Origin of the sequence: Nocardioides sp. BE266 (assembly GCF_031457855.1) — a bacterium.
GTDB lineage: Bacteria > Actinomycetota > Actinomycetes > Propionibacteriales > Nocardioidaceae > Nocardioides.
On record NZ_JAURTI010000002.1, the window covers coordinates 350,257 to 372,164 of the forward strand.

General features: G+C 71.1%; 19 protein-coding genes and 1 pseudogene. 14 read left to right on the forward strand and 6 right to left on the reverse strand.

Features of this window, described 5'->3' with window-relative positions; genetic code table 11:
- The first annotated feature begins 24 nt into the window (after nt 1-24).
- The 9 genes and pseudogenes from miaA (at nt 25) to hflX (ending at nt 8,621) form a co-directional block, all read left to right on the forward strand.
- Nucleotides 25-951 (forward strand): tRNA (adenosine(37)-N6)-dimethylallyltransferase MiaA, encoded by a 927-nt coding sequence (gene miaA / locus J2X46_RS06075; RefSeq protein WP_310248104.1) that lies wholly within the window; start codon nt 25-27, stop codon nt 949-951.
- Nucleotides 952-970: 19 nt separating this feature from the next.
- On the forward strand, nt 971-1,492 hold the full coding sequence (locus tag J2X46_RS06080) for a dihydrofolate reductase family protein (RefSeq protein WP_310248105.1): 522 nt from the start codon (nt 971-973) through the stop codon (nt 1,490-1,492).
- A gap of 84 nt (nt 1,493-1,576) precedes the next feature.
- Nucleotides 1,577-3,436, forward strand: a complete 1,860-nt coding sequence (gene ggt, locus J2X46_RS06085; protein WP_310248106.1) for a gamma-glutamyltransferase — start codon at nt 1,577-1,579, stop codon at nt 3,434-3,436.
- Nucleotides 3,437-3,493: 57 nt separating this feature from the next.
- Complete coding sequence (gene dapF / locus J2X46_RS06090; RefSeq protein ID WP_310248108.1) at nt 3,494-4,303, forward strand: diaminopimelate epimerase; 810 nt, start codon at nt 3,494-3,496, stop codon at nt 4,301-4,303.
- Nucleotides 4,304-4,361: 58 nt separating this feature from the next.
- A complete protein-coding gene (locus J2X46_RS06095; RefSeq protein WP_310248110.1) occupies nt 4,362-5,138 on the forward strand; it encodes an SDR family oxidoreductase in 777 nt (258 codons plus the stop codon).
- Between the two features lie 141 nt (nt 5,139-5,279).
- Nucleotides 5,280-6,209 (forward strand): NYN domain-containing protein, encoded by a 930-nt coding sequence (locus J2X46_RS06100; protein ID WP_310248111.1) that lies wholly within the window; start codon nt 5,280-5,282, stop codon nt 6,207-6,209.
- Nucleotides 6,210-6,446: 237 nt separating this feature from the next.
- Nucleotides 6,447-6,560, forward strand: a pseudogene (locus J2X46_RS06105) (thrombospondin type 3 repeat-containing protein); the annotation flags it as partial.
- A gap of 269 nt (nt 6,561-6,829) precedes the next feature.
- Nucleotides 6,830-7,009 (forward strand): hypothetical protein, encoded by a 180-nt coding sequence (locus J2X46_RS06110; RefSeq protein ID WP_310249191.1) that lies wholly within the window; start codon nt 6,830-6,832, stop codon nt 7,007-7,009.
- Between the two features lie 64 nt (nt 7,010-7,073).
- Nucleotides 7,074-8,621 (forward strand): GTPase HflX, encoded by a 1,548-nt coding sequence (hflX, locus tag J2X46_RS06115; RefSeq protein WP_310248112.1) that lies wholly within the window; start codon nt 7,074-7,076, stop codon nt 8,619-8,621.
- 57 nt (nt 8,622-8,678) lie between these two features.
- On the opposite strand, the gene J2X46_RS06120 is transcribed toward hflX, so the two are convergent.
- Nucleotides 8,679-10,787: a M14 family metallopeptidase gene (locus J2X46_RS06120; protein WP_310248114.1), complete on the reverse strand. Its 2,109-nt coding sequence runs from the start codon at nt 10,785-10,787 to the stop codon at nt 8,679-8,681.
- A gap of 207 nt (nt 10,788-10,994) precedes the next feature.
- On the opposite strand from J2X46_RS06120, the gene secD reads away from it, so the two are divergent.
- The 3 genes from secD to J2X46_RS06135 all read left to right on the forward strand — a co-directional run bounded on the left by secD (nt 10,995) and on the right by J2X46_RS06135 (nt 15,638).
- The gene (secD, locus tag J2X46_RS06125) at nt 10,995-13,286 is read left to right on the forward strand and encodes a protein translocase subunit SecD (RefSeq protein ID WP_310248115.1); all 2,292 of its coding nucleotides are present in this window, start codon (nt 10,995-10,997) and stop codon (nt 13,284-13,286) included.
- A 160-nt stretch (nt 13,287-13,446) separates the two neighbouring features.
- Nucleotides 13,447-13,578 (forward strand): hypothetical protein, encoded by a 132-nt coding sequence (locus J2X46_RS06130; protein WP_310248116.1) that lies wholly within the window; start codon nt 13,447-13,449, stop codon nt 13,576-13,578.
- A 53-nt stretch (nt 13,579-13,631) separates the two neighbouring features.
- A complete protein-coding gene (locus tag J2X46_RS06135) occupies nt 13,632-15,638 on the forward strand; it encodes an ATP-dependent DNA helicase (RefSeq protein WP_397213502.1) in 2,007 nt (668 codons plus the stop codon).
- On the opposite strand, the gene J2X46_RS06140 is transcribed toward J2X46_RS06135, so the two are convergent.
- From J2X46_RS06140 to lexA, 4 genes are all read right to left on the reverse strand, one after another.
- Nucleotides 15,620-16,054 carry a DivIVA domain-containing protein gene (locus J2X46_RS06140; protein ID WP_310248120.1) on the reverse strand — a complete coding sequence of 145 codons (435 nt, stop codon included), beginning with the start codon at nt 16,052-16,054 and terminating at the stop codon, nt 15,620-15,622. The two genes, J2X46_RS06135 and J2X46_RS06140, sit on opposite strands and share 19 nt — an antisense overlap.
- Complete coding sequence (locus J2X46_RS06145) at nt 16,054-16,785, reverse strand: sulfotransferase family 2 domain-containing protein (protein ID WP_310248121.1); 732 nt, start codon at nt 16,783-16,785, stop codon at nt 16,054-16,056. Before J2X46_RS06145 ends, J2X46_RS06140 begins: the two co-directional genes overlap by 1 nt.
- A 216-nt stretch (nt 16,786-17,001) precedes the next feature.
- Nucleotides 17,002-18,219, reverse strand: a complete 1,218-nt coding sequence (locus J2X46_RS06150) for an FAD/NAD(P)-binding oxidoreductase (RefSeq protein ID WP_310248123.1) — start codon at nt 18,217-18,219, stop codon at nt 17,002-17,004.
- Between the two features lie 67 nt (nt 18,220-18,286).
- On the reverse strand, nt 18,287-19,009 hold the full coding sequence (gene lexA, locus J2X46_RS06155) for a transcriptional repressor LexA (RefSeq protein WP_310248126.1): 723 nt from the start codon (nt 19,007-19,009) through the stop codon (nt 18,287-18,289).
- Nucleotides 19,010-19,150: 141 nt separating this feature from the next.
- Between lexA and J2X46_RS06160 the strand changes: the two genes are divergently transcribed.
- Nucleotides 19,151-19,945, forward strand: a complete 795-nt coding sequence (locus tag J2X46_RS06160) for an SDR family oxidoreductase (protein ID WP_310248127.1) — start codon at nt 19,151-19,153, stop codon at nt 19,943-19,945.
- A 20-nt stretch (nt 19,946-19,965) separates the two neighbouring features.
- Here the strand turns inward: J2X46_RS06160 and J2X46_RS06165 are convergent, their stop codons facing one another.
- A complete protein-coding gene (locus J2X46_RS06165; protein ID WP_310248130.1) occupies nt 19,966-21,174 on the reverse strand; it encodes an FAD-dependent oxidoreductase in 1,209 nt (402 codons plus the stop codon).
- Between the two features lie 256 nt (nt 21,175-21,430).
- Here J2X46_RS06165 and J2X46_RS06170 point away from each other — a divergent pair, with 256 nt between their 5' ends.
- Nucleotides 21,431-21,784, forward strand: a complete 354-nt coding sequence (locus J2X46_RS06170; RefSeq protein ID WP_310248131.1) for a LysM peptidoglycan-binding domain-containing protein — start codon at nt 21,431-21,433, stop codon at nt 21,782-21,784.
- The last annotated feature ends 124 nt before the right edge of the window (nt 21,785-21,908 follow it).

The following is a 21,908-nucleotide window of genomic DNA, read 5'->3' on the forward strand; positions in this document are numbered from 1 at the left end:
CGGCCAGCCATGGAGAATGGCGACATGCCCCAGCCCATCGTCGCGCTCGTCGGCGCGACCGCATCGGGCAAGACCGGGCTCAGCCTCGACCTCGCGGAGCGGCTCGGGGGAGAGGTGGTCAACACCGACGCGATGCAGGTCTACCGCGGCATGGACATCGGCACGGCCAAGCTCCCCGGGCCCGAGCGTCGCGGCATCCCGCACCACCTCCTCGACCTGCTCGACGTCACCGAGCCCGCGACGGTCGCGCTCTTCCAGGGCTGGGCGCGCGAGGCGGTCGCCGACATCCGCGGCCGCGGCGCCACGCCCGTGCTCGTCGGCGGGTCCGCGCTCTACACCCGCGCGATCGTCGACCGCTTCGAGTTCCCCGGCACCGACGACTCATTGCGCCGCGAGCTCGAGGTCGAGCTCGAGCGGGTCGGCAGCGCCGCGCTCCACGCACGCCTGGCGGGCGTCGACCCCGAGGCGGCCGCGCAGATCCTGCCCGACAACGGGCGCCGCGTCGTACGCGCGCTCGAGGTCATCGCGCTCACCGGCCGGCCGTTCAGCGCCAGCCTCCCCCGCCTGGAGTACGACGACCCGCTGACGGTCCAGATCGGCGTCGACATCGACCGGCCGACGCTCGACGAGCGGATCGCCCGGCGGGTGGACGAGATGTTCGAGGCGGGGTTCGTCGACGAGGTCGAGGCCCTGCTCGGGCACGGGCTCGCTGAGGGCCGCACCGCCAACCGGGCCATCGGCTACCGCGAGGTGATGGGCTTCCTCGCCGGCGACCGCTCGCTCGAGGAGGCCGTCGAGCAGACCAAGGTCGCGACCCGTCGCTTCGCGCGCCGGCAGGACTCGTGGTTCCGCAAGGACCCGCGGATCGTGTGGGTCGCCCACGACGACCCCGACCGCGTCGAGAAGGCCGTCGCGGCAGTGGGAGGGATCGATCAAGCGGACTGTCGGTGAACGGTGCGATGGTGGCTCGATGGCGACGATCTACTACACCGGCTGCTCGCTCGATGGCTTCATCGCGACGCCCGAGCACTCCCTCGACTGGCTGACCTCGCGCGACATCGACAACGACGGGCCGATGGCCTACCCCGCCTTCCGCGAGCGCCTCGGCGCGTGCGTCATGGGCGCCACCACGTGGCAGTGGATCCTCGACCACGACGACGACCCGTGGGGGCCGCTGCCGACGTGGGTGCTCACCCACCGCACCTTCCCCGATGCGCCCGACTCGGTCCGCTTCGACCGCGACGACATCCCGCGCATCCACGCCGAGATGACCGAGGCGGCTGACGGCAAGGACCTCTGGGTCGTCGGCGGCGGCGAGCTGGTCGGGCAGTTCCACGACGCCGGGCTGCTCGACGAGGTGTGGATCCAGTACGCGCCCTGCACGCTCGGCGGCGGCGCCCCCGTCCTGCCGCGACAGGTGGAGCTGCGGCTGGAGGAGGTGGCGCGCAACCGCGACTTCGCGTGCCTGCGCCACAGCGTCGTACGCAGCTGAGGGCGACACGCCCCCACCTGCGGGCGTGGACAGCGCCGGGCGAGGACGGCAGGGTGGAGGGACGTCTCTCGGGAGGTAACCCCCATGCACCTGCTCGCCCGCCCCGCCCTCGCCACCCTCGCCACGGCCAGCCTCGTGGCCGCGCCTCTGGTCGCAGGAGCCGCCCAGGCCCGCCCCGGCACCGCCGACAAGCCGTCGGCCAGCGCGCCCGACCTCAGGCCCACCGCCAAGGACCCCACCGCGATCGGCAAGGGCGGTGCCATCACCACCGTCGACCCGGAGGCGAGCGCCGCCGGCCTCAAGGTCCTCAAGGCGGGCGGCAACGCCGTCGACGCCGCCGTGGCGGCCGCCGCGACCCTCGGCGTGACCGAGCCCTACAGCGCGGGCATCGGCGGCGGTGGCTACTTCGTCTACTACGACGCCAAGTCCGGCAAGGTCCGCACGCTCGACGGCCGCGAGACCGCGCCGCGCAAGATGCCGCAGGACGCCTTCATCGACCCGGCCACCGGCAAGGCGTACAACTTCACCCCCGAGCTCGTCACCAGCGGCGTCAGCGTCGGCACGCCCGGCACCCTCGCCACCTGGGACAAGGCGCTCGCCAACTGGGGCACGTTGTCGCTCGCCGACGCGCTGGCCCCGGCGACCAAGGTGGCGACCCGCGGCTTCAAGGTCGACGAGACCTTCCGCCAGCAGACCCTCGACAACGAGGAGCGCTTCCGGGCCTTCAAGGACACCAAGAAGCTGTTCCTGCCCAAGGGCGACGCCCCCAAGGTCGGCTCGATCTTCCGCAACCCCGAGCTCGCCGCGACCTATGACCTGATCGCGGCCAGGGGCACGTCCGCGTTCTACCGCGGCCCGCTCGCGCGCCTGATGTCCGACGCGGTGCGCAAGCCGCGCACGACCAAGAACACCAAGCTCCCGACGCCCAAGGGCTACCTCACGCCGCGCGACCTGCGCGACTACAAGGTCCGCTCGCAGCGCGCCACCCGCACGACCTACCGCGGCCACGACGTCTACGGCATGGCGCCGTCGTCGTCCGGCGGCACCACGGTCGGCGAGGCGCTCAACATCCTCGAGCGCTACGACCTCTCGGCGATGACGACCGAGCAGGCGCTCCACCACTACCTCGAGGCCAGCGCGCTCGCCTTCGCCGACCGCGGCAAGTACGTCGGCGACCCGGCCTACGTCGACGTCCCGGTCAAGCGGCTCCTCGACGACACGTACGCCGCCGAGCGCGCCTGCTCGCTCAACCCCGCCAAGGCCGCCACCAAGCCCGTCGCCGCCGGCACCCCGACGTCGTACGACGGCGTGTGCTCGCCGACGACCGCCAAGGGCCAGACCGACACCGACACCGAGAACATCTCCACCACCAACCTCACCGTCGCCGACAAGTGGGGCAACGTCGTGGAGTACACCCTCACCATCGAGCAGACCGGCGGCTCCGGCATCACCGTGCCCGGCCACGGCTTCCTGCTCAACAACGAGCTGACCGACTTCTCGACCGTGTACGACGCCGCCGACCCGAACCGGATCCAGCCGGGCAAGCGGCCGCGGAGCTCCATGTCGCCGACGATCGTGCTCAAGGACGGCAAGCCGTTCCTGGCGCTGGGCTCGCCCGGTGGCTCGACGATCATCACCACGGTCCTCCAGATGCTGGTCAACCGGATCGACCTCGGCATGACGATCGAGGAGGCGATCGCGGCACCGCGCGCCAGCCAGCGCAACACCGCGAGCGTGACCGCCGAGCCGGCGTTCATCGCCGCCTACGGTCCGGCGCTGACCGCCCTCGGCCACACCCTCGCGCCCGCGGGCGACGCCTTCACCAGCGCCTCCGAGATCGGGGCCGCCACGGCGATCGAGTTCGGGGCCAAGTCCCGCCTGACCGCGGTCGCCGAGCCGAGCCGCCGCGGCAAGGGCTCGGCCCGCGTGGTGGATCCGCGCTGACCAACCTCGCTGGTTGAGGTGCGAGGGCGCCTCGCTGCGCTCGCACCTCAACCAGCAATGGGTTGCTGTCACACTGGAGGGGTGAGCTACCCCTTCCTCAAGGGCCACGGCACCGAGAACGACTTCGTGGTCCTGCCCGACCGCGACGGGTCGGTCCACGGTGACCTGAGCCCGGAGCGGGTGCGCGCGCTGTGCGACCGCCGCGCGGGCATCGGCGGGGACGGCGTGCTGCGCGCAGTCCGGCGCGAGGACGGCTGGTTCATGGACTACCGCAACGCCGACGGCTCGGTGAGCGAGATGTGCGGCAACGGGGTCCGGGTCTTCGCCCGCTACCTCCACGAGCGCGAGGGCGAGCCCTTCCCGATGGACATCGCCACCCGCGCCGGGGTCAAGCGCCTCGAGCGGACGGGCGACGAGTACACCGCCGACATGGGAGCCCCCGAGGTCCTCGGCGAGACCAAGGTCGCCGTCGGCGACCGCACCTGGGCGGCCGTCCACGTCTCGATGGGCAATCCGCACGCGGTCGCGTTCGTCGACGACCTCGCCGACGCGGGCCACCTCTACGACCCGCCCGAGCACGACCCGGCGGTCTACCCCGACGGCGTCAACGTGGAGTTCGTCGTCCGCCGCGGCGAGCACCACGTCGCGATGCGCGTCCACGAGCGCGGCTCGGGGGAGACCCGCTCGTGCGGCACCGGCGCCTGCGCCGTCGCAGTGGCGGCCACCCTCGCCGACGACGCACCCCGCGGTACGACGTACCGCGTCGACGTCCCCGGCGGCACCCTCCACGTGGTGTGGACCCCCGACGACCGGGTGCTGATGACCGGCCCCGCCGTGCTCGTCGCCGAGGGCGAGACCGACCTCTGAGACGGGCAGCCACGACCTCGTTCCTCGGTCGTCGCTGCCCGTCTCATACCATCCGGCCATGGACATCTCTGGTTCGTCTGCCATCGTCACCGGCGGCGCGAGCGGCATCGGTGCCGCCGTCGCCCGAGCCCTCGCCGCGAAGGGCGCCGTGGTCGTCGTCGCCGACCTGAACGCCGAGAAGGGTGAGGCGCTGGCCGCGGAGATCGGCGGCGTCTTCGCCTCCGTCGACGTCACGAAGACCGACCAGGTCGCCGCCGCGGTCGAGCACGCCGCCGAGATCGCGCCGCTGCGCGCCTGCGTGAACTCCGCCGGCATCGGCTGGGCGCAGCGCACCATCGGCCGCGACGGGCTGCTCGAGCAGGCCCACGACCTCGACGCGTTCCGCAAGGTCGTCGAGATCAACCTCATCGGCACCTTCGACATGACCCGCCAGGCCGCCACGGTGATGAGCCGCAACGAGCCCGACGCCGACGGCCAGCGCGGCGCGATCGTCAACCTCGCCTCGGTCGCGGCCTTCGACGGCCAGATCGGCCAGGCGTCGTACTCCGCATCGAAGGGCGGCGTCGTGGGCATGACCCTCCCGGTCGCGCGCGACCTGTCGGCGGCCGGCATCCGGCTCAACACCGTCGCGCCCGGCCTGATCGACACCCCGATCTACGACGCGTTCCCCAACCCCGACGAGTTCAAGGCCAACCTCGGCCAGAACGTGCTCTTCCCCAAGCGCCTCGGCCACGCCGAGGAGCTGGCCAGCATGGTCGTCGAGTGCCTCACGAACTCCTACATGAACGGGGAGACGATCCGCGTCGACGGCGGAATCCGCATGCCACCCAAGTGAGGAACCACTGATTCCACTGGTCTAGTTGTCCAGACCGAACGTCCTCATTTCGTACAAAAGGCGGACGGGGCGCGAGGCGCGGGGCGAAGGTCGAAGCCTTGGGGTACCGATCACTTCATCGCAGTCCGTGGGGGGCACGAGATGACCAACCTGGTGGAGCCGCGACGCGCGGCAGACGTGGAGAACGACGCTGACATCGGCTCGTTCGGCGACGGCGAGCTGGCCACGCTCGTCCGGCGCTGGATGGCCGCCGGCACGAAGGTGCAGGAGCGCGTACGCCGTGAGAGCGTGCTGCGCGGCGCACCCGACGACGACGCCGTGGGCCCGGTCGACGAGGCGGCCGACGAGCCGGCCGAGGAGGCCGCCGTCGAGGTGGAGGCGTCCGACGCAGACGTGGACGTGGCGACCGACGAGGACGTGGTCCTCGCAGACGCTGAGCAGGTCGACGAGGTTGTCGAGTCCGACGAGCTCGAGGCCGAGGTCGAGGTCGACGCCGAGGTCGCCGAGGTCGAGGCCGTCGAGCCCGAGGCCGCCGACCTGGTGAGCGCGGAGCCCGAGCTGCACGCCGTACCGCGGCTGCCGCACCGGCCGACGGCGACCGAGGTGGAACAGGCCACGCGGGTGGCGGTGCTGATCGACGCCCGCCGGGTGCCGGAGGACGTGGCGACCGCGCTGCTGGCCAAGCTGCACGAGCGTGGCGCCGTGAACGTGTGCCGGGCCTACGCCGACTGGAGCCGAGCCGACCTCGGCGACTGGGTGGCCCGCCTGCGGCTCCAGGGCCTGCACTCCTTCCACCAGTTCTCCGACGACGACGACGACCAGGCCCTCGTGGCGCTGGCCATCGACGCGGTCGACATCGCGCGCGACGCGGCGGTCGACGAGGTCGTGATCGCCGGCGACATGACCTCCCTGCTGCCGCTGGTCCACCGGCTGCACGCCGCCGGGGTGCGGGTGGTCGTCGTGGGTCCCGCGCACACGCCCCACGACGTACGGGCTGCGTGTGACGAGTTCATCGACGCCGGCACGATCGAGGCCGACGACGTCGCGCCCGCCGGGCGGCACCGCGCCTGAGCTTTACCGAGCGCCAGGTTTGGGCGCGCGGAGCGGGGGAACAGCCTCGCCATGGGCGAGCGTTTCGGGAGCCGGATCTTCGTAGGTGTGGTGCTGGTCGTGGTGGCCGCGCTGGGCATGACCCAGCCGGGCGCCTCGGCCGAGACGGACGCCGGCGCGTCCCCACAGATGCTGCCGACTGCGTGTCCCGCGCCGCAGGTCGGTGCCGGTGTGGACTGCGAGCCGCCCGACCCGTGCGACCGCGACACCGACAACGACGGTGTCCCGAACTGCGTCGACAACTGTCGTACGACGGCGAACCCGGGGCAGGAGGACTCGGACGGTGACGGCGAGGGCGACGTCTGCGACCCGACGCCGTACCCGACCCAGCCGCCCACGACCACGCCTCCGACCACGCCTCCGACCACGCCGCCGACGACTCCTCCGACCACGGCACCCAGCCCGACGCCGACCGCGACCGCGACGCCCACCAGCGCCCCGTCGCCGACGCCGACCTCGCTGCCCGGCTGCCAGACCGGCTGCGCCTACCCGCGTGAGATCGCCCTCCGGGTCGCCGGCGCCAAGCTGCGGGGCACCGTCACCTCGATCGCGGTGGGCTGCCAGGCCCGGGCCACGCCACCTTGTGGCGCAAGGCCAAGGGTGCCGACCGGCGGCTCGTCGTGCTCTCGAGCCGCTCCTCGGGCAAGTTCAAGACCAGCCGCCCGACCCGGCCGGGCCGCTACTACGTCACCGTGGCGTCCCCGGAGCAGCCGCTCTGCGGGTCGGCGACCTCGCCGACCGTGAAGGTGACCCGGTCCTGAGCGGGCGACCGCTCCCCAAAGTCGTTCGCGCAGGTCAGGCAGGTCGACCTACCCTTGTCGGCATATGACGAACGCACCTGACCTGCCCCAGCACGACTTCACGCTCCGCGACGCGCTCGACGCGACCCGCGGATGGGACGACGAGACGATCCAGCTCGACGACGAGCTGCTCGAGGACGACCGCTTCGATGAGTTCGGCGAGGCCGACGACTTCGAGAGCGGCTACGACGACGCCGACCCCGAGGAGCTCACGGTCGGCGCGCAGGAGCTCGCCGAGCGCCACGCCCTGCGCCGCGTCGCTGCCCTGCGCACCGAGCTCGAGGACATCACCGAGGTCGAGTACCGCCAGCTCCGCCTGGAGAAGGTCGTGCTCGTCGGCGTGTGGACCGGCGGCACCGTCACCGACGCCGAGAACTCGATGGCCGAGCTCGCCGCGCTCGCCGAGACCGCCGGCTCCGAGGTGCTCGAGGCCGTCTTCCAGCGCCGCCAGTCGCCCGACCCGGCGACCTTCATCGGTCGCGGCAAGGTCGAGGCGATCCGCGAGATCGTGCAGGCCACCGGGGCCGACACCGTCATCTGCGACGGCGAGCTCGCGCCGAGCCAGCTGCGCAACCTCGAGGACAAGATCAAGGTCAAGGTCGTCGACCGCACCGCGCTGATCCTCGACATCTTCGCCCAGCACGCGAAGAGCAAGGAGGGCCAGGCGCAGGTCGAGCTCGCGCAGCTGCAGTACATGAAGCAGCGCCTCCGCGGCTGGGGTGGCAACCTCTCCCGCCAGGCCGGTGGCCGCGCCGCCGGCGGTGACGGCATCGGTGGCCGTGGCCCCGGTGAGACCAAGATCGAGACCGACCGCCGCCGGATCAACACCAAGATCGCCAAGCTCCGTCGCGAGCTCAAGGAGATGCGCGGCACCCGCGACGTCAAGCGCCAGTCGCGCCGCCGCAACCACATCCCCAGCGTCGCGATCGCGGGCTACACCAACGCCGGCAAGTCCTCGCTGCTCAACCGGCTGACCGACGCCGGCGTGCTGGTGGAGGACGCGCTGTTCGCGACCCTCGACCCCACCACACGTCGTACGACCACCGCCGACGGCCGCGTCTACACCATGTCCGACACGGTCGGCTTCGTCCGCCACCTGCCGCACGACCTCGTCGAGGCGTTCCGCTCGACGCTGGAGGAGGTCGCCGACTCCGACCTGCTGCTCCACGTCGTCGACGGCTCGCACCCCGACCCCGAGGGGCAGATCGCCGCGGTGCGCCAGGTGCTCGCGGAGATCGAGGCGACCAAGGTCCCCGAGATCATCGTGATCAACAAGGCCGACGCCGCCGACCCGCTGGTGATCAGCCGGCTGCTCGCCCGCGAGCCGCACAGCGTGGTGGTCAGCGCGAAGACCGGCGAGGGCATCGACGACGCGCTGCGGATGATCGAGTCCGAGCTGCCGCGGCCGCAGGTCGAGTTCGACGTGCTGCTGCCCTACGAGCGCGGTGACCTGGTCAACCGGATCCACCAGGAGGCCGAGATCGGCTCGCTCGAGCACACCGGCGACGGCACGCTCGTCGTCGGCCGCGCCAACGCCGACCTCGCCGGCGAGCTGGCGGCGTACGCCCGCTGAGCCCGCCGTTCAGCGATCCCCGGCTGACCGGGGATCGCTGAAGTTGCGGCAACCGGGTCAGCGCTTGAGGGCGCCCCGCCGGCAGACGTCACCGACGCCGGCGACCTGGCCACGGTCCACGACCACCTCACGGGTGCCGAGGACGTTGCCGCGACGGTCGGTGCAGGAGACGAGCCACGACTCCTTGATGCCGGTGTCGATCGGCGGGTCGGGGCTCTCGAACGTCACGGAACCCGACCAGTCGTGCGCCGAGTCGCCGCCGGCGTAGTTGTCGGCGACGATCGTGTACGTCCCCGGCTGCGGGTCGGGGATCCGGATCACCTCCGGGTTGGCGAGCGTCGCGCCCGACCCGACCGGGGTGCCGTCCGGCCCGAGGACCGTGAAGTCCCAGTCGTAGGCCTGCGGGTTGTCCGAGGGCCAGCCGATGGAGACGACGGCGTAGCCGTTGTCGGCCTCCGGCAGTCCTTGCACCTCGAACGTCGTCGACTCGTTGCTGCCGACCGCGGGCACACCGGGCGGGTTGACCAGCGTGATCGTGTCCTGCGGGGGCGCCTCCGGGTAGCGGCCGTAGCGGCCCGCCACGAGCGGACGGGTGGACGGGTTCACGTCGATCGTGAAGCGCCCGCCGCGGTCGGTGGCGTACGTGGTGACGAGCGTGTCCTCGTAGAGGATCGGGTCACCGGTGCTGCCGTCCGGCTGGATCACCGGTGAGGTCGGCGACACCGTGTGCTTGGAGACGGTGATCGTCCGGCCGGCCGGGGCCGTGCCGCGGATGCGGGAGTGCTGCGAGTCGTCGGCAGCCGCCTCGGCCGCGAGCCAGTAGGCCTCCTGGTTGCCGCCGAGCCCGGCGCTGTTGGCCGGCGCCTCGCCGAGGTACTCCCCGACGACGGCCTCCTCGTAGGCCGGGTGGAAGCCCTCGTCGCCGATCTCGATCGTGTAGCCGTAGCCGCCGGTGATCCAGTAGCTCCAGTCCTCGGTCGAGCCCGAGGTGTCGTAGAGCTGGTACGACGCCTGGCTGGTGTACGCGTTCTGCGCCGCCATCGCGTCACCGAGCGACTTCAGCGCCGGCTCGTCGGGCGCCTTGCCCGTGGCCGCGATGGCCGGCGGTCGCAGCACGAGGTTGCTGTAGGTGTGGTTGGAGATCATCACCGTGACCGCGCGCTCCGAGATGAGCTGGCGGACGGCGTCGGACTCGGGCTCGCTGCCCGGGCCGTCGCCGCGGTAGGTGTCGCTGGACCACGTCGGGCTGGCGCCGCCGCCACCCCAGAAGCCGGGGTAGTTGCGGTTGAGGTCGGTGCCGCGCAGGCGGCCGGCCGGGTTGTCGGCGCAGGTGCCGCCGAGGTACTGCGCGGGCGTGTTCGCCGAGATCGAGCAGTTCTTGCGCTTCATCTCGTAGTCGAAGGTGCTGAAGTCGCCGATTGGTGCGGCGCTGCGCGAGATCTTGAAGCCGTCGACGTTGACCACCGGGATCACGATGACGCGGGAGTCCTGCAGCACCCGGCGAGCACGGTTGCGGACGTCCTTGTCGCGGTCGTAGTAGGACTGCAGCAGGTCGAAGGCGAACTCCATCGTGTGCTCGGCGCTCGGCCACTCGCGGGCGTGGTGGGCGCCCATCAGCAGGAAGACCGGCTTGCCGTCGCGCACGTCGGGGGCGTCGACGCTGATCTCGAGGCCGCGGATCCGCTCGCCGAGGACGGTCGGGTTCGCCAGCGTGAGCGGCTTGGTGAGCGTGGGGTAGAGCCGCGCGAGCCGGTTCATGTCGCGGAGGTAGTCGTCATACGTCCGGTACGACGTCCGCCCGCTGGGCAGCGCGGACTCCTCCACGCGGGCGGCGTACGCCTCGTCGGCCTTGCGGTTCTTCGCGGCCAGCGCCTCGAGGTCGTCGACGGTGACCCGCCAGGTGAAGCCGGCGTCCTTCAGCGTCTGGGCGTCCTGGGCGTCGTGGATCACCACCTCGATGCCGCGGCTGGTGGCGTGCTCGGTGACGTCGAGCCCGAGCGCGATGACCTCGTTGCGGTCGGCGACCTCCGGCGCGCGGACCATGACCACCTGGGTCGTGTCGTCGGACGCCGCGCGGGCGATCTCACGCCGCCCGTCGTCCGGTCCGGTGCTGCCGGCTGCCACTCCGGCGCCGGCGGCCAGGGCGGCGGCCACCAGGCCGCCCACCGCCACCAGCCTCGTACTGTGGAACTGTCTCGTGCGTGTCGACATGAGCCCTCCCGAGAGCGCGACCGCGGATCGGCCGCAGTCCGTCCACACAACACCCGTCTCCGACGGCTGTCGAGGGGACCGGAACCTTCGGTGGGGGTCGCGCGTTGACGAACCCGGGCCCGGATTCGGGCGAAATAAGTCTCGTAGTAGAGGATGTCGCGCATGTCACGTGGTGTCTGGATCCGCTTCATCCTCGTGCTCGGCCTGCTGGCCGGGTGCGCGGCGCTCGCCGTCAACGTCAAGCCGAACCTCGGCCTCGACCTCAAGGGTGGCGCGCAGTTCGTCTTCCAGGCGGAGGGCACCGAGGAGACCCCGGCGACCGCGGAGAACGTCGACAAGACGCTCAGCGTGCTCAACCAGCGCGTCAACGCGCTCGGTGTCGCGGAGTCCAACGTGATCCGCCAGGGCGAGGACCGCATCCTCGTCGAGCTGCCCGGCGTGACCTCCGACGAGGAGGCGCAGAACGCCGAGGAGCAGATCGGCCAGACCGCGAAGCTGACCATCCACGAGGTGCTCGCGACGGCACAGCCGGACGCCAAGCCCAGCAAGAAGGGCAACGAGGTGCTGCCGTCCGACCAGGGCGACACGCTCGAGGTCGGCCCGACGGTCATCCAGGGCGACGAGATCACCGGCGCGAGCTCGGTCCAGCGCCAGAACAGCGTCGACTGGGTCGTCGCCATCGACTTCAACGGCAAGGGTGGCGACACCTGGGCCGACATCACCGGCAAGGCCGCCTGCAACCCCTCCGGCGACCCCAAGCGTCGCATCGCGATCGTGCTCGACGGCGAGGTCATCTCCTCGCCCGAGGTCAACACCGGTGTCGGCTGCGACGTCGGCATCCGCGGCGGCTCGACCGACATCACCGGCAGCTTCACCGCGACGGAGTCCAAGGACCTCGCCGCGCTGATCGAGGGCGGCTCGCTGCCGCTCGAGCTGAAGGCGATCTCCGACCGCCTCGTCGGCCCCTCGCTGGGTGCCGCGGCGATCGACGCCTCGATCGAGGCCGGCATCATCGGCATCATCCTGACCGGCCTGTTCATCATCCTCGTCTACCGCCTGGTGGGCTTCGCCGCGACGATCGCGCTGTCGTCGTACGCCCTGCTGGCCTACGCCATGCTCGTCGGGCTCGGCTCGACGCTGACCCTGCCCGGCCTCGCCGGATTCGTGCTCGCGATCGGCATGGCGATCGACGCCAACGTCCTCGTCTTCGAGAGAGCGAGGGAGGAGTACGTCGCCTACCCCTCCGCGGGGCTCAGGCGGGCGCTCGCGGTCGGCTTCAACAAGGCGTGGAGCGCGATCATCGACTCCAACGTCACCACGCTGCTCGCGGCCGGCCTGCTGTTCTTCCTCGGCTCCGGCCCGATCAAGGGCTTCGGTGTCACCCTGACCATCGGTGTCGTGGCCTCGATGATCTCCGCGCTGATCATCGCCCGCGTGCTGTGCGACCTGGCGGTCGCCAACAAGCCGGTGGCCGAGCACCCCGCGATCAGCGGCCTGAGCCACCTCGGCAAGGTCCGCACCTGGCTCGACCGCAAGAACCCGCAGATCGTCCAGAAGCGCAACGTCTGGCTCAGCATCTCGGCGGCCGCTCTCGTGCTCGCCGTCACCGGCATCGTGACCCAGGGTCTCCAGCTCGGCGTCGAGTTCACCGGTGGTCGCCAGCTCGACTACTCGGTGAGCAAGGACATCTCCGTCGACCAGGCGCGAGAGGCCGTCGCGGCCGCGGGCTTCCCCGAGGCCGTCGTGCAGACCGCCGACACCGGCGACACCGCGTTCACCGTCCGGGTCCCGACGATCTCCAACGACGAGGAGCAGAAGATCGAGGACGAGCTCGGCAAGATCGGTGGCACCGTCGACAAGGTCGACGACCAGACCATCGGCGCCTCGCTCGGCAAGGAGCTGCGCAACAACGCGCTCATCGCCTTCGGCGTGGCCTTCCTGGCCCAGCTGCTCTACCTCGCCGTCCGGTTCAAGTGGACCTTCGGCGTCTCGGCCGTCATCGCGATGGCCCACGACGTGATCCTGGTGACCGGTCTCTTCGCGTGGCTCCAGAAGCCGATCGACGGCATCTTCCTGGCCGCGGCGATGACCATCGTCGGTCTGTCGGTCAACGACACCGTCGTCGTCTTCGACCGCATCCGTGAGCGCTGGTGGGCCTCCAAGCCCGACGAGGACTTCATGGACGTCGCCAACAAGGCCAACGTCGAGACCATCCCCCGCACGGTCAACACCGGTCTCGGTGCGATGTTCATCCTGGCCGCGCTCGCCATCCTCGGCGGCGACTCGCTCCAGGACTTCGCCATCGCGCTGCTCGTCGGCCTGGTCGTCGGAACCTTCTCGTCGGTCTTCGTCGCCACCCCGCTGCTGACCTACATGCAGCCGCGGTTCCCGATGAGCCGGGTCAAGAGGGAGAAGGTCGTCCGCGCGCCCGAGGACTCCGGCGCGGTCGTCTGACCTCTGGACTCTCTTTTGCGGGAGATTCCCCGGATATCCGGGGAACCTCCCGCTCTGCACCCGGAGCAACGGCTACAAAGCGGGAGACTCGGGTACGAACCCCGCGCCGGAGGACCTCCGCGAGACGCTCAGCCTTGGCGCCGCGGCGTAGGCTCAGCCCATGTTGTGGTTCCTGCTCATCGTCGTCCTGGGCGTCGTGGCCTACCGCTACCGGGTGAAGCTCCTGGCTCGGATCCTCGGCCAGCCCGAGCGCCGCATCGAGCGCCAGATCGGCCGCAAGAAGAACTACTGAGTCCTGTTGTGGATGGCGTACGACGAGGTGTCGGCGCCGACCCGTAGGGTTCTCTGGTGCCCGAGACCACCGCCACCACCACGCCTGTCGCGCAGGTGCTGGCCCAGGCGGTCTCCGGCCTCGGCGGGCAGCAGCGCGACGGCCAGGTCCAGATGGCCACCGAGGTCGCCGAGGCCATGGAGGAGGGCCGCCACCTCCTCGTCCAGGCCGGCACCGGCACCGGCAAGTCGCTGGGCTACCTCGTGCCTGCGATGCTCCACGACAAGCGCGTCGTGGTCGCCACCGCGACCCTCGCCCTCCAGCACCAGCTCGTCGAGCGCGACCTGCCGCGGCTGGTCGAGGCGGTCAAGGACGTCCCCGGCATCGACACGTCCTACGCCGTGCTCAAGGGCCGCTCCAACTACGCCTGCCTGCACCGCATCCGGGCCGGCGTGCCCGACGACCAGGGCATGCTCGTCGACGTCCCGATGGGCTCGATGGCCGAGAAGGTCCTCGAGCTGCGGGCATGGGCCGAGGAGGAGACCGAGCAGGGCGGCAGCGGCGAGCGCGACAACGCCCCGCGCCACACCGACCGCGAGTGGCGCCAGGTCTCGGTCAACCACCGCGAGTGCCTCGGCGGCACCAAGTGCCCCTTCGGCGCCGAGTGCTTCGCCGAGCTGGCGCGCGAGAAGGCCCACCGCAGCCACCTGATCGTCACCAACCACTCCCTCCTCGCGATCGACGCGATCGAGGACGTGCCGATGATCCCTGACTACGACACGGTCGTGATCGACGAGGCCCACGAGCTCACCGCCCGGGTCACCCAGGCGGCCACCGACGAGCTCGGCGCCAACGACGTCGAGCGGGCCGCGCGGCGCTCGATGCGCTGGACCGCCGACGCCGAGAGCGACCCCGCGGGCGACCTCGAGGACGCCGCCGGCCAGCTGGCCGAGGCCTTCGAGGCGACCGGCCCCGGCCGGATCGACCAGGTCTCCCAGCAGCTCTCCGACGCGCTCGTCGTCGTACGCGACTCGGCGCGCGCGGTGCTCTCGGCCTATCCCCGGGAGTCGCCCGGCGAGGGCGAGGCCGACGCCGGCCGCACCCAGGCCAAGGGCATGGTCCAGGAGGTCTTCGTCAACGCCGAGCGGATGGCGGCCGACTCGGACCGCGACGTGCTGTGGCTGGGCGAGGCGCGCGACCGGTTCCCGGCCCGCCTCCACGTGGCGCCGCTCCAGGTCTGGGGCCCGATGCGCGACAAGCTGCTCACCGACAAGACGGTGATCTTCACCAGCGCCACCCTCATGCTCGGCGGCGACTTCGGCACGGTGGCGACCACGCTCGGCCTCAAGCCCACCGAGCGGATCGGCCACGAGATCGCCACCACCGACGCCGAGGACGCGCTGCCCTGGAAGGGCATCGACGTCGGGTCGCCCTTCGACTACGGCCAGCAGTCGATCCTCTACGTCGCCCGCCACCTCCCGCAGCCCGGCCGCGACGGGCTCGGCCAGGCGCAGCTCGACGAGATCTGCGACCTCGTCGACTCGCTCGACGGCCGCACCCTCGGCCTGTTCTCGAGCCGCCGCGCGGCCGAGACCGCCGCCGAGGCCGTGCGCGCGAAGCTGCCCCACCTGACCACGCTCGCGCAGGGCGACGCCCAGCTGCCCGAGCTGGCCAAGCAGTTCGTCGAGGACCCCCACACCTGCCTGTTCGGCACGCTCTCGCTGTGGCAGGGCCTCGACGTCCCGGGCGACACCTGCCAGCTGGTGATCATCGACCGGATCCCGTTCCCGCGGCCCGACGACCCGCTCATGTCCGCGCGCGCCAAGGCCGCCGACGCTGAGGGCCGCAACGGCTTCATGGAGGTCTCCGCGACCCACGCCGCGTTGCTGCTCGCACAGGGGGCCGGACGCCTGATCCGCACCACCACCGACCGCGGCATCGTCGCGGTGCTCGACCCGCGCCTGGAGACCGCTCGCTACGGCCGCTTCCTCAAGGCGTCGCTGCCGCCGATGTGGTCCACGACCGACCCGGCGCTGGTGCGCCAGGCGTTGGCGAGGCTCGGTCAGGCGAGGAGCACGTAGGCCAGGACGCCGATCACGGCCACGATCGCCAGCACGAGCACGTAGAGCCCGGCACCACCGGACTTCACCTCGGTGATCGCCGTCGAGCTCGTGGGTGCGTACGACGTCGGGGCGGGCGCGGGTGCCTCCGCCTGTGTGGGCACGGGCGCCGGCTCGGGCTCGGGCTGGACCTCGCCCGAGGTGCGGCGCCCGGTCTCCTCGGCGGCCTCGTCGAGCCAGCTGTCGACCTCGCGGATGTCGTACCCCTGGCGCACCCGCACCGGCGTGAAGCGCAGGCTCGTGATCTGCTCGACGCCGAAGCGTAGCTCGGGGAGTGCGAGGTTGCGCAGGATCAGGTCGACGGCCTCGTCGACCTCGGCCATGTCGTAGCCCTCGCGGAGCGAGGTGGTGCTGAAGCTGGGGCGCTCGAGCGTCATCAGATGGGCTCCTGGTAGCCGAAGACCTGGTAGTCGCGGCGGTACATCTGCGCGACGAGGCTGCGCAGCTCGTCGGAGACCTGCCGGTCGCGACCACCGGGCGCGGTCTGGTTCTTCGGGGCGGTCGGGACGGCGGGTGCGCCGATCCGTTGGCAGACCTCGGCGAAGTCCGCATCGAAGTGCTCCAGGCGGCCGACGAAGTCGACGCGGTTGAGGTCGATCATCCGGCTCTGGAGGGTCAGGTGCTGGTCGGTGCCGGGCACCGCCGACAGGTCCTGCGCCGCGGTCCAGCGCGCGAACTCCTCGACGTGCTGCATCCGCTCGTGGGTGGTCGGGTCGAAGTCGTAGTAGTTGTTGTCGACGACCTTGTCGTGCCACGCCGAGACGAAGCGGTCGAGCGGGTCGCGCACGAAGGCGAAGGTGAAGTAGTCGGCGAACGTCGCCAGCGGGTAGCGGATCCGCATCGCGTGGTCGACGTCCAGGCTCACGCCGTGGGTCTCGCAGTGATGGCGGATCGTCCGCGTCGCGACCTTGGCCACCCGGAACCACACGAAGCGGTGGCTGTGGCTGATCGAGAGGTTGTACGCCAGCGGGCTGAGCCAGCCGGCCGCCTCGCCGGCGAGCGCCAGCCGCTCGACCTCGGCCTCGGCCGCCTGGGTCAGCCGGCGCCGGTTGCCCGGACGGGTGCGGAACACCTCCGGTGGCGGGACTGCGTCGGCGTGCTCGGGCATCGTCGCGAGGCTACCGCGTGTTCAGCCGCGGGATGAGCAGGGCGCCCAGCGCCCGTGTCGAAACCCACCGCTGGTTGAGCAGGGCGCGCAGCGCCCGTGTCGAAACCCCCCGCTGGTTGAGCAGGGCGCGCAGCGCCCGTGTCGAAACCAAGGTGCTCGGGAGGGTCCCTTGGTTTCGACACGCTCGTGCCTCGCTGCTCAACCAGCGGGCGCGGGTCAGCCGAAGGGGATCCGTCCCCGCAGCGAGTCGAGGTCCTCGACCGGCTTGTCGGCGGTCTCCTTGATCAGCTCGCGGGCCTTGTCGACGCTGTCCCAGACGTTCCAGAGCAGCACGCCGCGGACCTGGCCCGCCTTGAGGTAGTAGACGACGCCGGTGCCGAGCTCGCCGTCCTTCCAGTACTCGACCATGTCGTTGCGGCTGGTCACCTCGCCGACGGCCTCGTAGCCGTAGTCGAGGATGTCGGACCAGAAGAACGGCGTGTAGTCGTAGGCCTCGTCGGCGCCGGCCATCGCCTTGCCGGCGGCCTCGCCGGACTTCTCGGCGTGGTCCACGTGCTCGACGCGGCGGCGCCCGAGGAGCGCGTCGGGGTACGACACCACGTCGCCCGCGGCGTACACATCGGTCGCGCTGGTGCGGAGGTGGTCGTCGACGACGATGCCGTGGTGGACCTCGATGCCGGCGGCCTCGGCCAGGCCGGTGCGGGGGATGACGCCGACGCCGATGACGGCCGCATCAGCGGTGATCTCAGTGCCGTCGTCGAGGATCACCTGGACGCCACTGCCGGTCTCCCCGCCGCCGGCGACGGTCCCGTGGACGACCGTGACGCCGCGGTCGGTGAAGGCCTTGGTCAGGCTGGCCGCGAGCGCGCGCGGGAACATCTGCTCCTGCACGTCCTCCAGGTCGAGCACGAGCGTGACCTGTACGTCGTTCTGCACGAGCGCGGAGGCGATCTCGGAGCCGATGTAGCCGCCGCCCACGATCACGACGTGGCTGCCGGCGTCGATGGCCGCGCGCAGCCGCTGGTAGTCGGCCGCGGTGCGGTAGTAGATGATCTTCGGGCCGGCCGGGACGTCCAGGACGCGCGGCTCGGCCCCGACGGCGAGCAGCAGCTTGCCGTAGCCGACGCTGCTACCGTCCGCGAGGCGTACGACGTGGCCGTCGGGGTCGATCTCGGTGACGGTCGTGTCGAGCACGAGGTCGACGTGGTCGTCGGACTCGAGGTCGCCGGCGAGCGAGGAGTCCTCGAGCGCCTTGTCGTCCTTGAGCCAGAGGTCCTTGGAGAGGTCGGGCCGGTAGACCGGCGGGTCGGGCTCGGAGCCCAGCACGGCGATCGTTCCGGATCCGTCGGAGGAGCGGATGCCCTTCACGGCGCTGGCCGCCGCGACACCCCCTCCGACGATGACGTAGTCGTAGGACTCGGCGACGTTGCTCATGCAGCCATCGTGTCCCTCGGTGGTGGACCTTTCAACGGCCCACCACCCCTATCGGTGGTCGGGGTGCTCAGAGACTGCGGAGCACCGCCGTCACGACGCCGAGGATCGTGGCGTTGTCGCCGGGGATCGGGTCGTAGGCCGCGTTGTGCGGCAGCAGCCAGACGTGGCCGTCCTTGCGCTGGAAGGTCTTCACGGTGGCCTCACCGTCGATCATCGCGGCAACGATCTGGCCGTTCTCGGCCGTCTGCTCCTGGCGGATCACGACGTAGTCGCCGTTGCAGATGGCCGCGTCGACCATCGAGTCACCGGAGACCTCGAGCAAGAAGAGCGTGCCGTCGCCGACGAGCTGCTTGGGCAGCGGGAAGACGTCGGTGACGTCCTGCTCGGCGAGGATGGGGCCACCGGCGGCGATGCGGCCGACGACCGGGATGTTGATCGCGGTGGGGGCGACGTCGCCGATGCCGGTCTCGTCGACGCTGGACTCCTCGCCGTGCGAGATCGAGCGGCGGGCGGCCATCACCTCGGGCAGGAACACCTCGAGGGCGCGCGGGCGGTTGGGGTCGCGCTTGAGGAAGCCCTTGCTCTCGAGCACGCGGAGCTGGTGGGCGACGCTCGAGGACGACGTCAGGCCGACGGCCTGGCCGATCTCGCGCATCGACGGCGGGTAGCCCTTGGACTCGATCGAGTCCTTGATCGTGGCGAGCACGCGCTGCTGGCGCGGGGTCAGGCCGGTCGCGTCCGGGGGGCCGTCGGGCATCTCGATGACGTTCTTGTCGTCCTGCTTGGCCATCGTGCGGACTCCTCCTGCTGCGTTGGTCCTGCGTCTGATTCTGCGTACGCGCCTGGTGAGGGCGGTGCCGCCACCGTAGACCGCACCGGGCCTCCGGATCAAACACCTGTTCGAACCCGCGTGTCGCTAGCCTCCGCTTCCATGACGACAGCCGGAGTGACCTCGTGCGTGGTGACAGGTGGGGCTCGTGGGATCGGTCGCGGCATCGCGGAGCTGATGGTCGCGCGCGGCCACCGGGTCGTGGTGAGCGACATCGACGGAGCCGCGGCGATCGAGACCGCGGACCTCATCGGCGCCGCTGCGGGGGTGCTGCACGACGTACGGGATCCCGAGGGGCACCACGCGGTCGCCGCCCTCGCAGGGGAGCACGGGGTGCTGACGGCATGGTTCAACAATGCCGGCGTCGGCGACGACGGCACCCTCGCGTCGTTGACGGACGACCAGGTACGACGCCTGGTGGAGGTCAACCTGCTCGGCACGATGTGGGGGACGCGCGCCGCCCTCGACGCCTTCGGGCCGCGCGGGGGAGACGTCGTCAACATCGCCTCGCTCGCCGGACTCGGGCCGGTGCCGGGCTACAGCGTGTACGCCGCCACCAAGGCCGGCGTCGTCTCCCTCTCGGCCTCGGTCAACGCCGAGGCGCCGCGCGGGGTGCGGGTGCACGCGCTCTGTCCCGACGGCGCCGACACCGAGATGCTGGCCGCACAGGACCCCACCGGGATCGGCTCCCAGCTGGTGTACTCCGGCGGGCCGATCCTGTCGGTCTCCGAGGTCGCCTCCGCCGCCGTGTCGTTGGTGGGTTCACGGCGCGTGGTGCGGGCCGTGCCGACCTGGCGCGGGGGAGTCGTCCGTGGCTCGGCCCTCGCGCCCGGCGTCATGCAGCACGCCGCCGGCCTCTTCGCCGCCCAGGGTCGCCGGGCGATGAAGAGGCGCTGAGCCGCGCCCGGGATCCGAGGTCAGGGCAGTCGCACCTGGCCGTGCTTCATCTTCCAGAGGAAGTACTTCTCGAAGCCGAGCTTCATCGCGTGCGCCTGCGGACCCGGGATGAGCACGCCGTGCTTGCGCGGCGGCAGCATCTTGTCGGCGAGGATGATCACGCCGTTGTTGCCCGCGTCCATCACGCACACCGCGGGGATGTCGCCGAACTCCTTGTGCTCGCCCGGCGCCTCGCCGCGGATCTGGGCGGCGATGTTGTCGGCCGCGACGTGGGCCTGCTGCTCGGTGGGGAAGCCCGTCTTGGGGATGCCGACCGGCGTCGGCGTCTGCCACGGGACCTCGACCGCGGCGGCCACCCCGACGGCGTACACGTCGTCGAACTTCTCGCTCTGGTAGGTGTCGCGCACCTTCACGAAGCCGTTCGCGTCGGCGAGCTCGGGCGTCCTCGCGATGACCTCCTGGCCGGAGAACGGCGGGATGATCATGGCGTAGCCGAAGTCGAGGGTGCGTCCGTCGGCGAGCACGAGACGGCCGTCGTCGACGTGGTCCATCGCAGTGTCGAGGACGGCGTCGATGCCCTCCTTCTTGAGGAACATCCCGAGCAACGTCTCGCCGTGGGGGAGCCCGCCGATGCCGAAGTGGCCGAGGAACGGCTCGGCGCTGACGTAGGACAGCTTCACGCGGTCCTTCAGGCCGGCCTTCTTGAGCTGGTGGCTGGTGTTGAAGAGGAACTCGTACGCCGCGCCGAAGCACCCGGCGCCCTGGGTCGCGCCGATGACGATGTCGCCGGGCTTCTCGCGGAAGCGGCGCCAGCCCTCGCCGGCGTGGATGGCGTCGTCCATCGTGGTGATGGTGAACGCGTTGCCGTCGGGGCCGAGGCCGGGGATGACGTCGAAGCGGTTGCGGTAGCCGGTGGCGATGACGAGGTAGTCGTACTCCTGCGCGCCGGCTGTGGTCTCGACGCGACGCACCACCGGGTCGATCCGGGTCGCCTCGGCGTGCACGAACTCGACGTCGTGGTGCTCGAAGGTCGGTCCGACCTTGAAGGTGATGTCCTCGCGCACCCGTTTGCCGAAGGGCACCCAGATGAGCGACGGGGTGAAGAGGAACTCGTCGGAGGACGACACGACGGTGACGTCGACGTCGCCGTGCAGTGCGTGCTTGACCGAGATGGCGGCGGTGAGCCCGCCGAAGTTGCCCCCGAGGACCAGGACCTTCTTGCGCGACATGGCTGTCTCCTTCTCTCGCTGGCTCCAGCCTTCTCCGCGTACGCCGACCGCTGTAGGGCCGCTGGTCCCGTCCTGGGGGGACCTGCGACACGCCTCGAACATTTGTTCGCCTCAGTGCTTGCATCGTTCGAACACGTGCTCTAACGTCGTACACATGTTCGATCGAACGTCTGATCGACACCGACCCACTGTCGGTGGCCTCGCATAGACATTCGCTCGACAGAACCGACCGGCTGATCTTCCCCAGGAGGCCACGATGAGCACCCTCAGCCTTGCACCCGCTTTCGCCCCCGCTCCCGCCCGCGTGCGTTCCACCATGCGGCTGACGCGACGCGGCCGGCTCGTGGTCTTCCTGACCTCGCTGTTCCTGGTCTTGACCGTCGCGTTCATGCTCGCCGGCGGCGCCGTCGGCACCGACCAGCCCGGCGAGCAGATCCCGACCGAGATCGTCCAGGTCGCCCCCGGCGACACCCTGTGGGGGATCGCCAGCGACATCGCGACCGACGGCGACGTCCGGTCGATGATGCAGCAGATCGAGCGCCTCAACGCGCTCGAGTCCGCCGGACTCCAGTCCGGCCAGAAGCTCCGCGTCCCGGTCATCACCGAGTAAGACGCAGAGGCCTCCATCAGTCGCTTCGACCCCGGCTGATGGACCAAGGGGAAGGCGAGGGGCGGGCCCGGGCGGGCCCGCCCCTCGGCGCGTCTCCGGTGGTTGAGGCGCGAGCGCAGCGAGC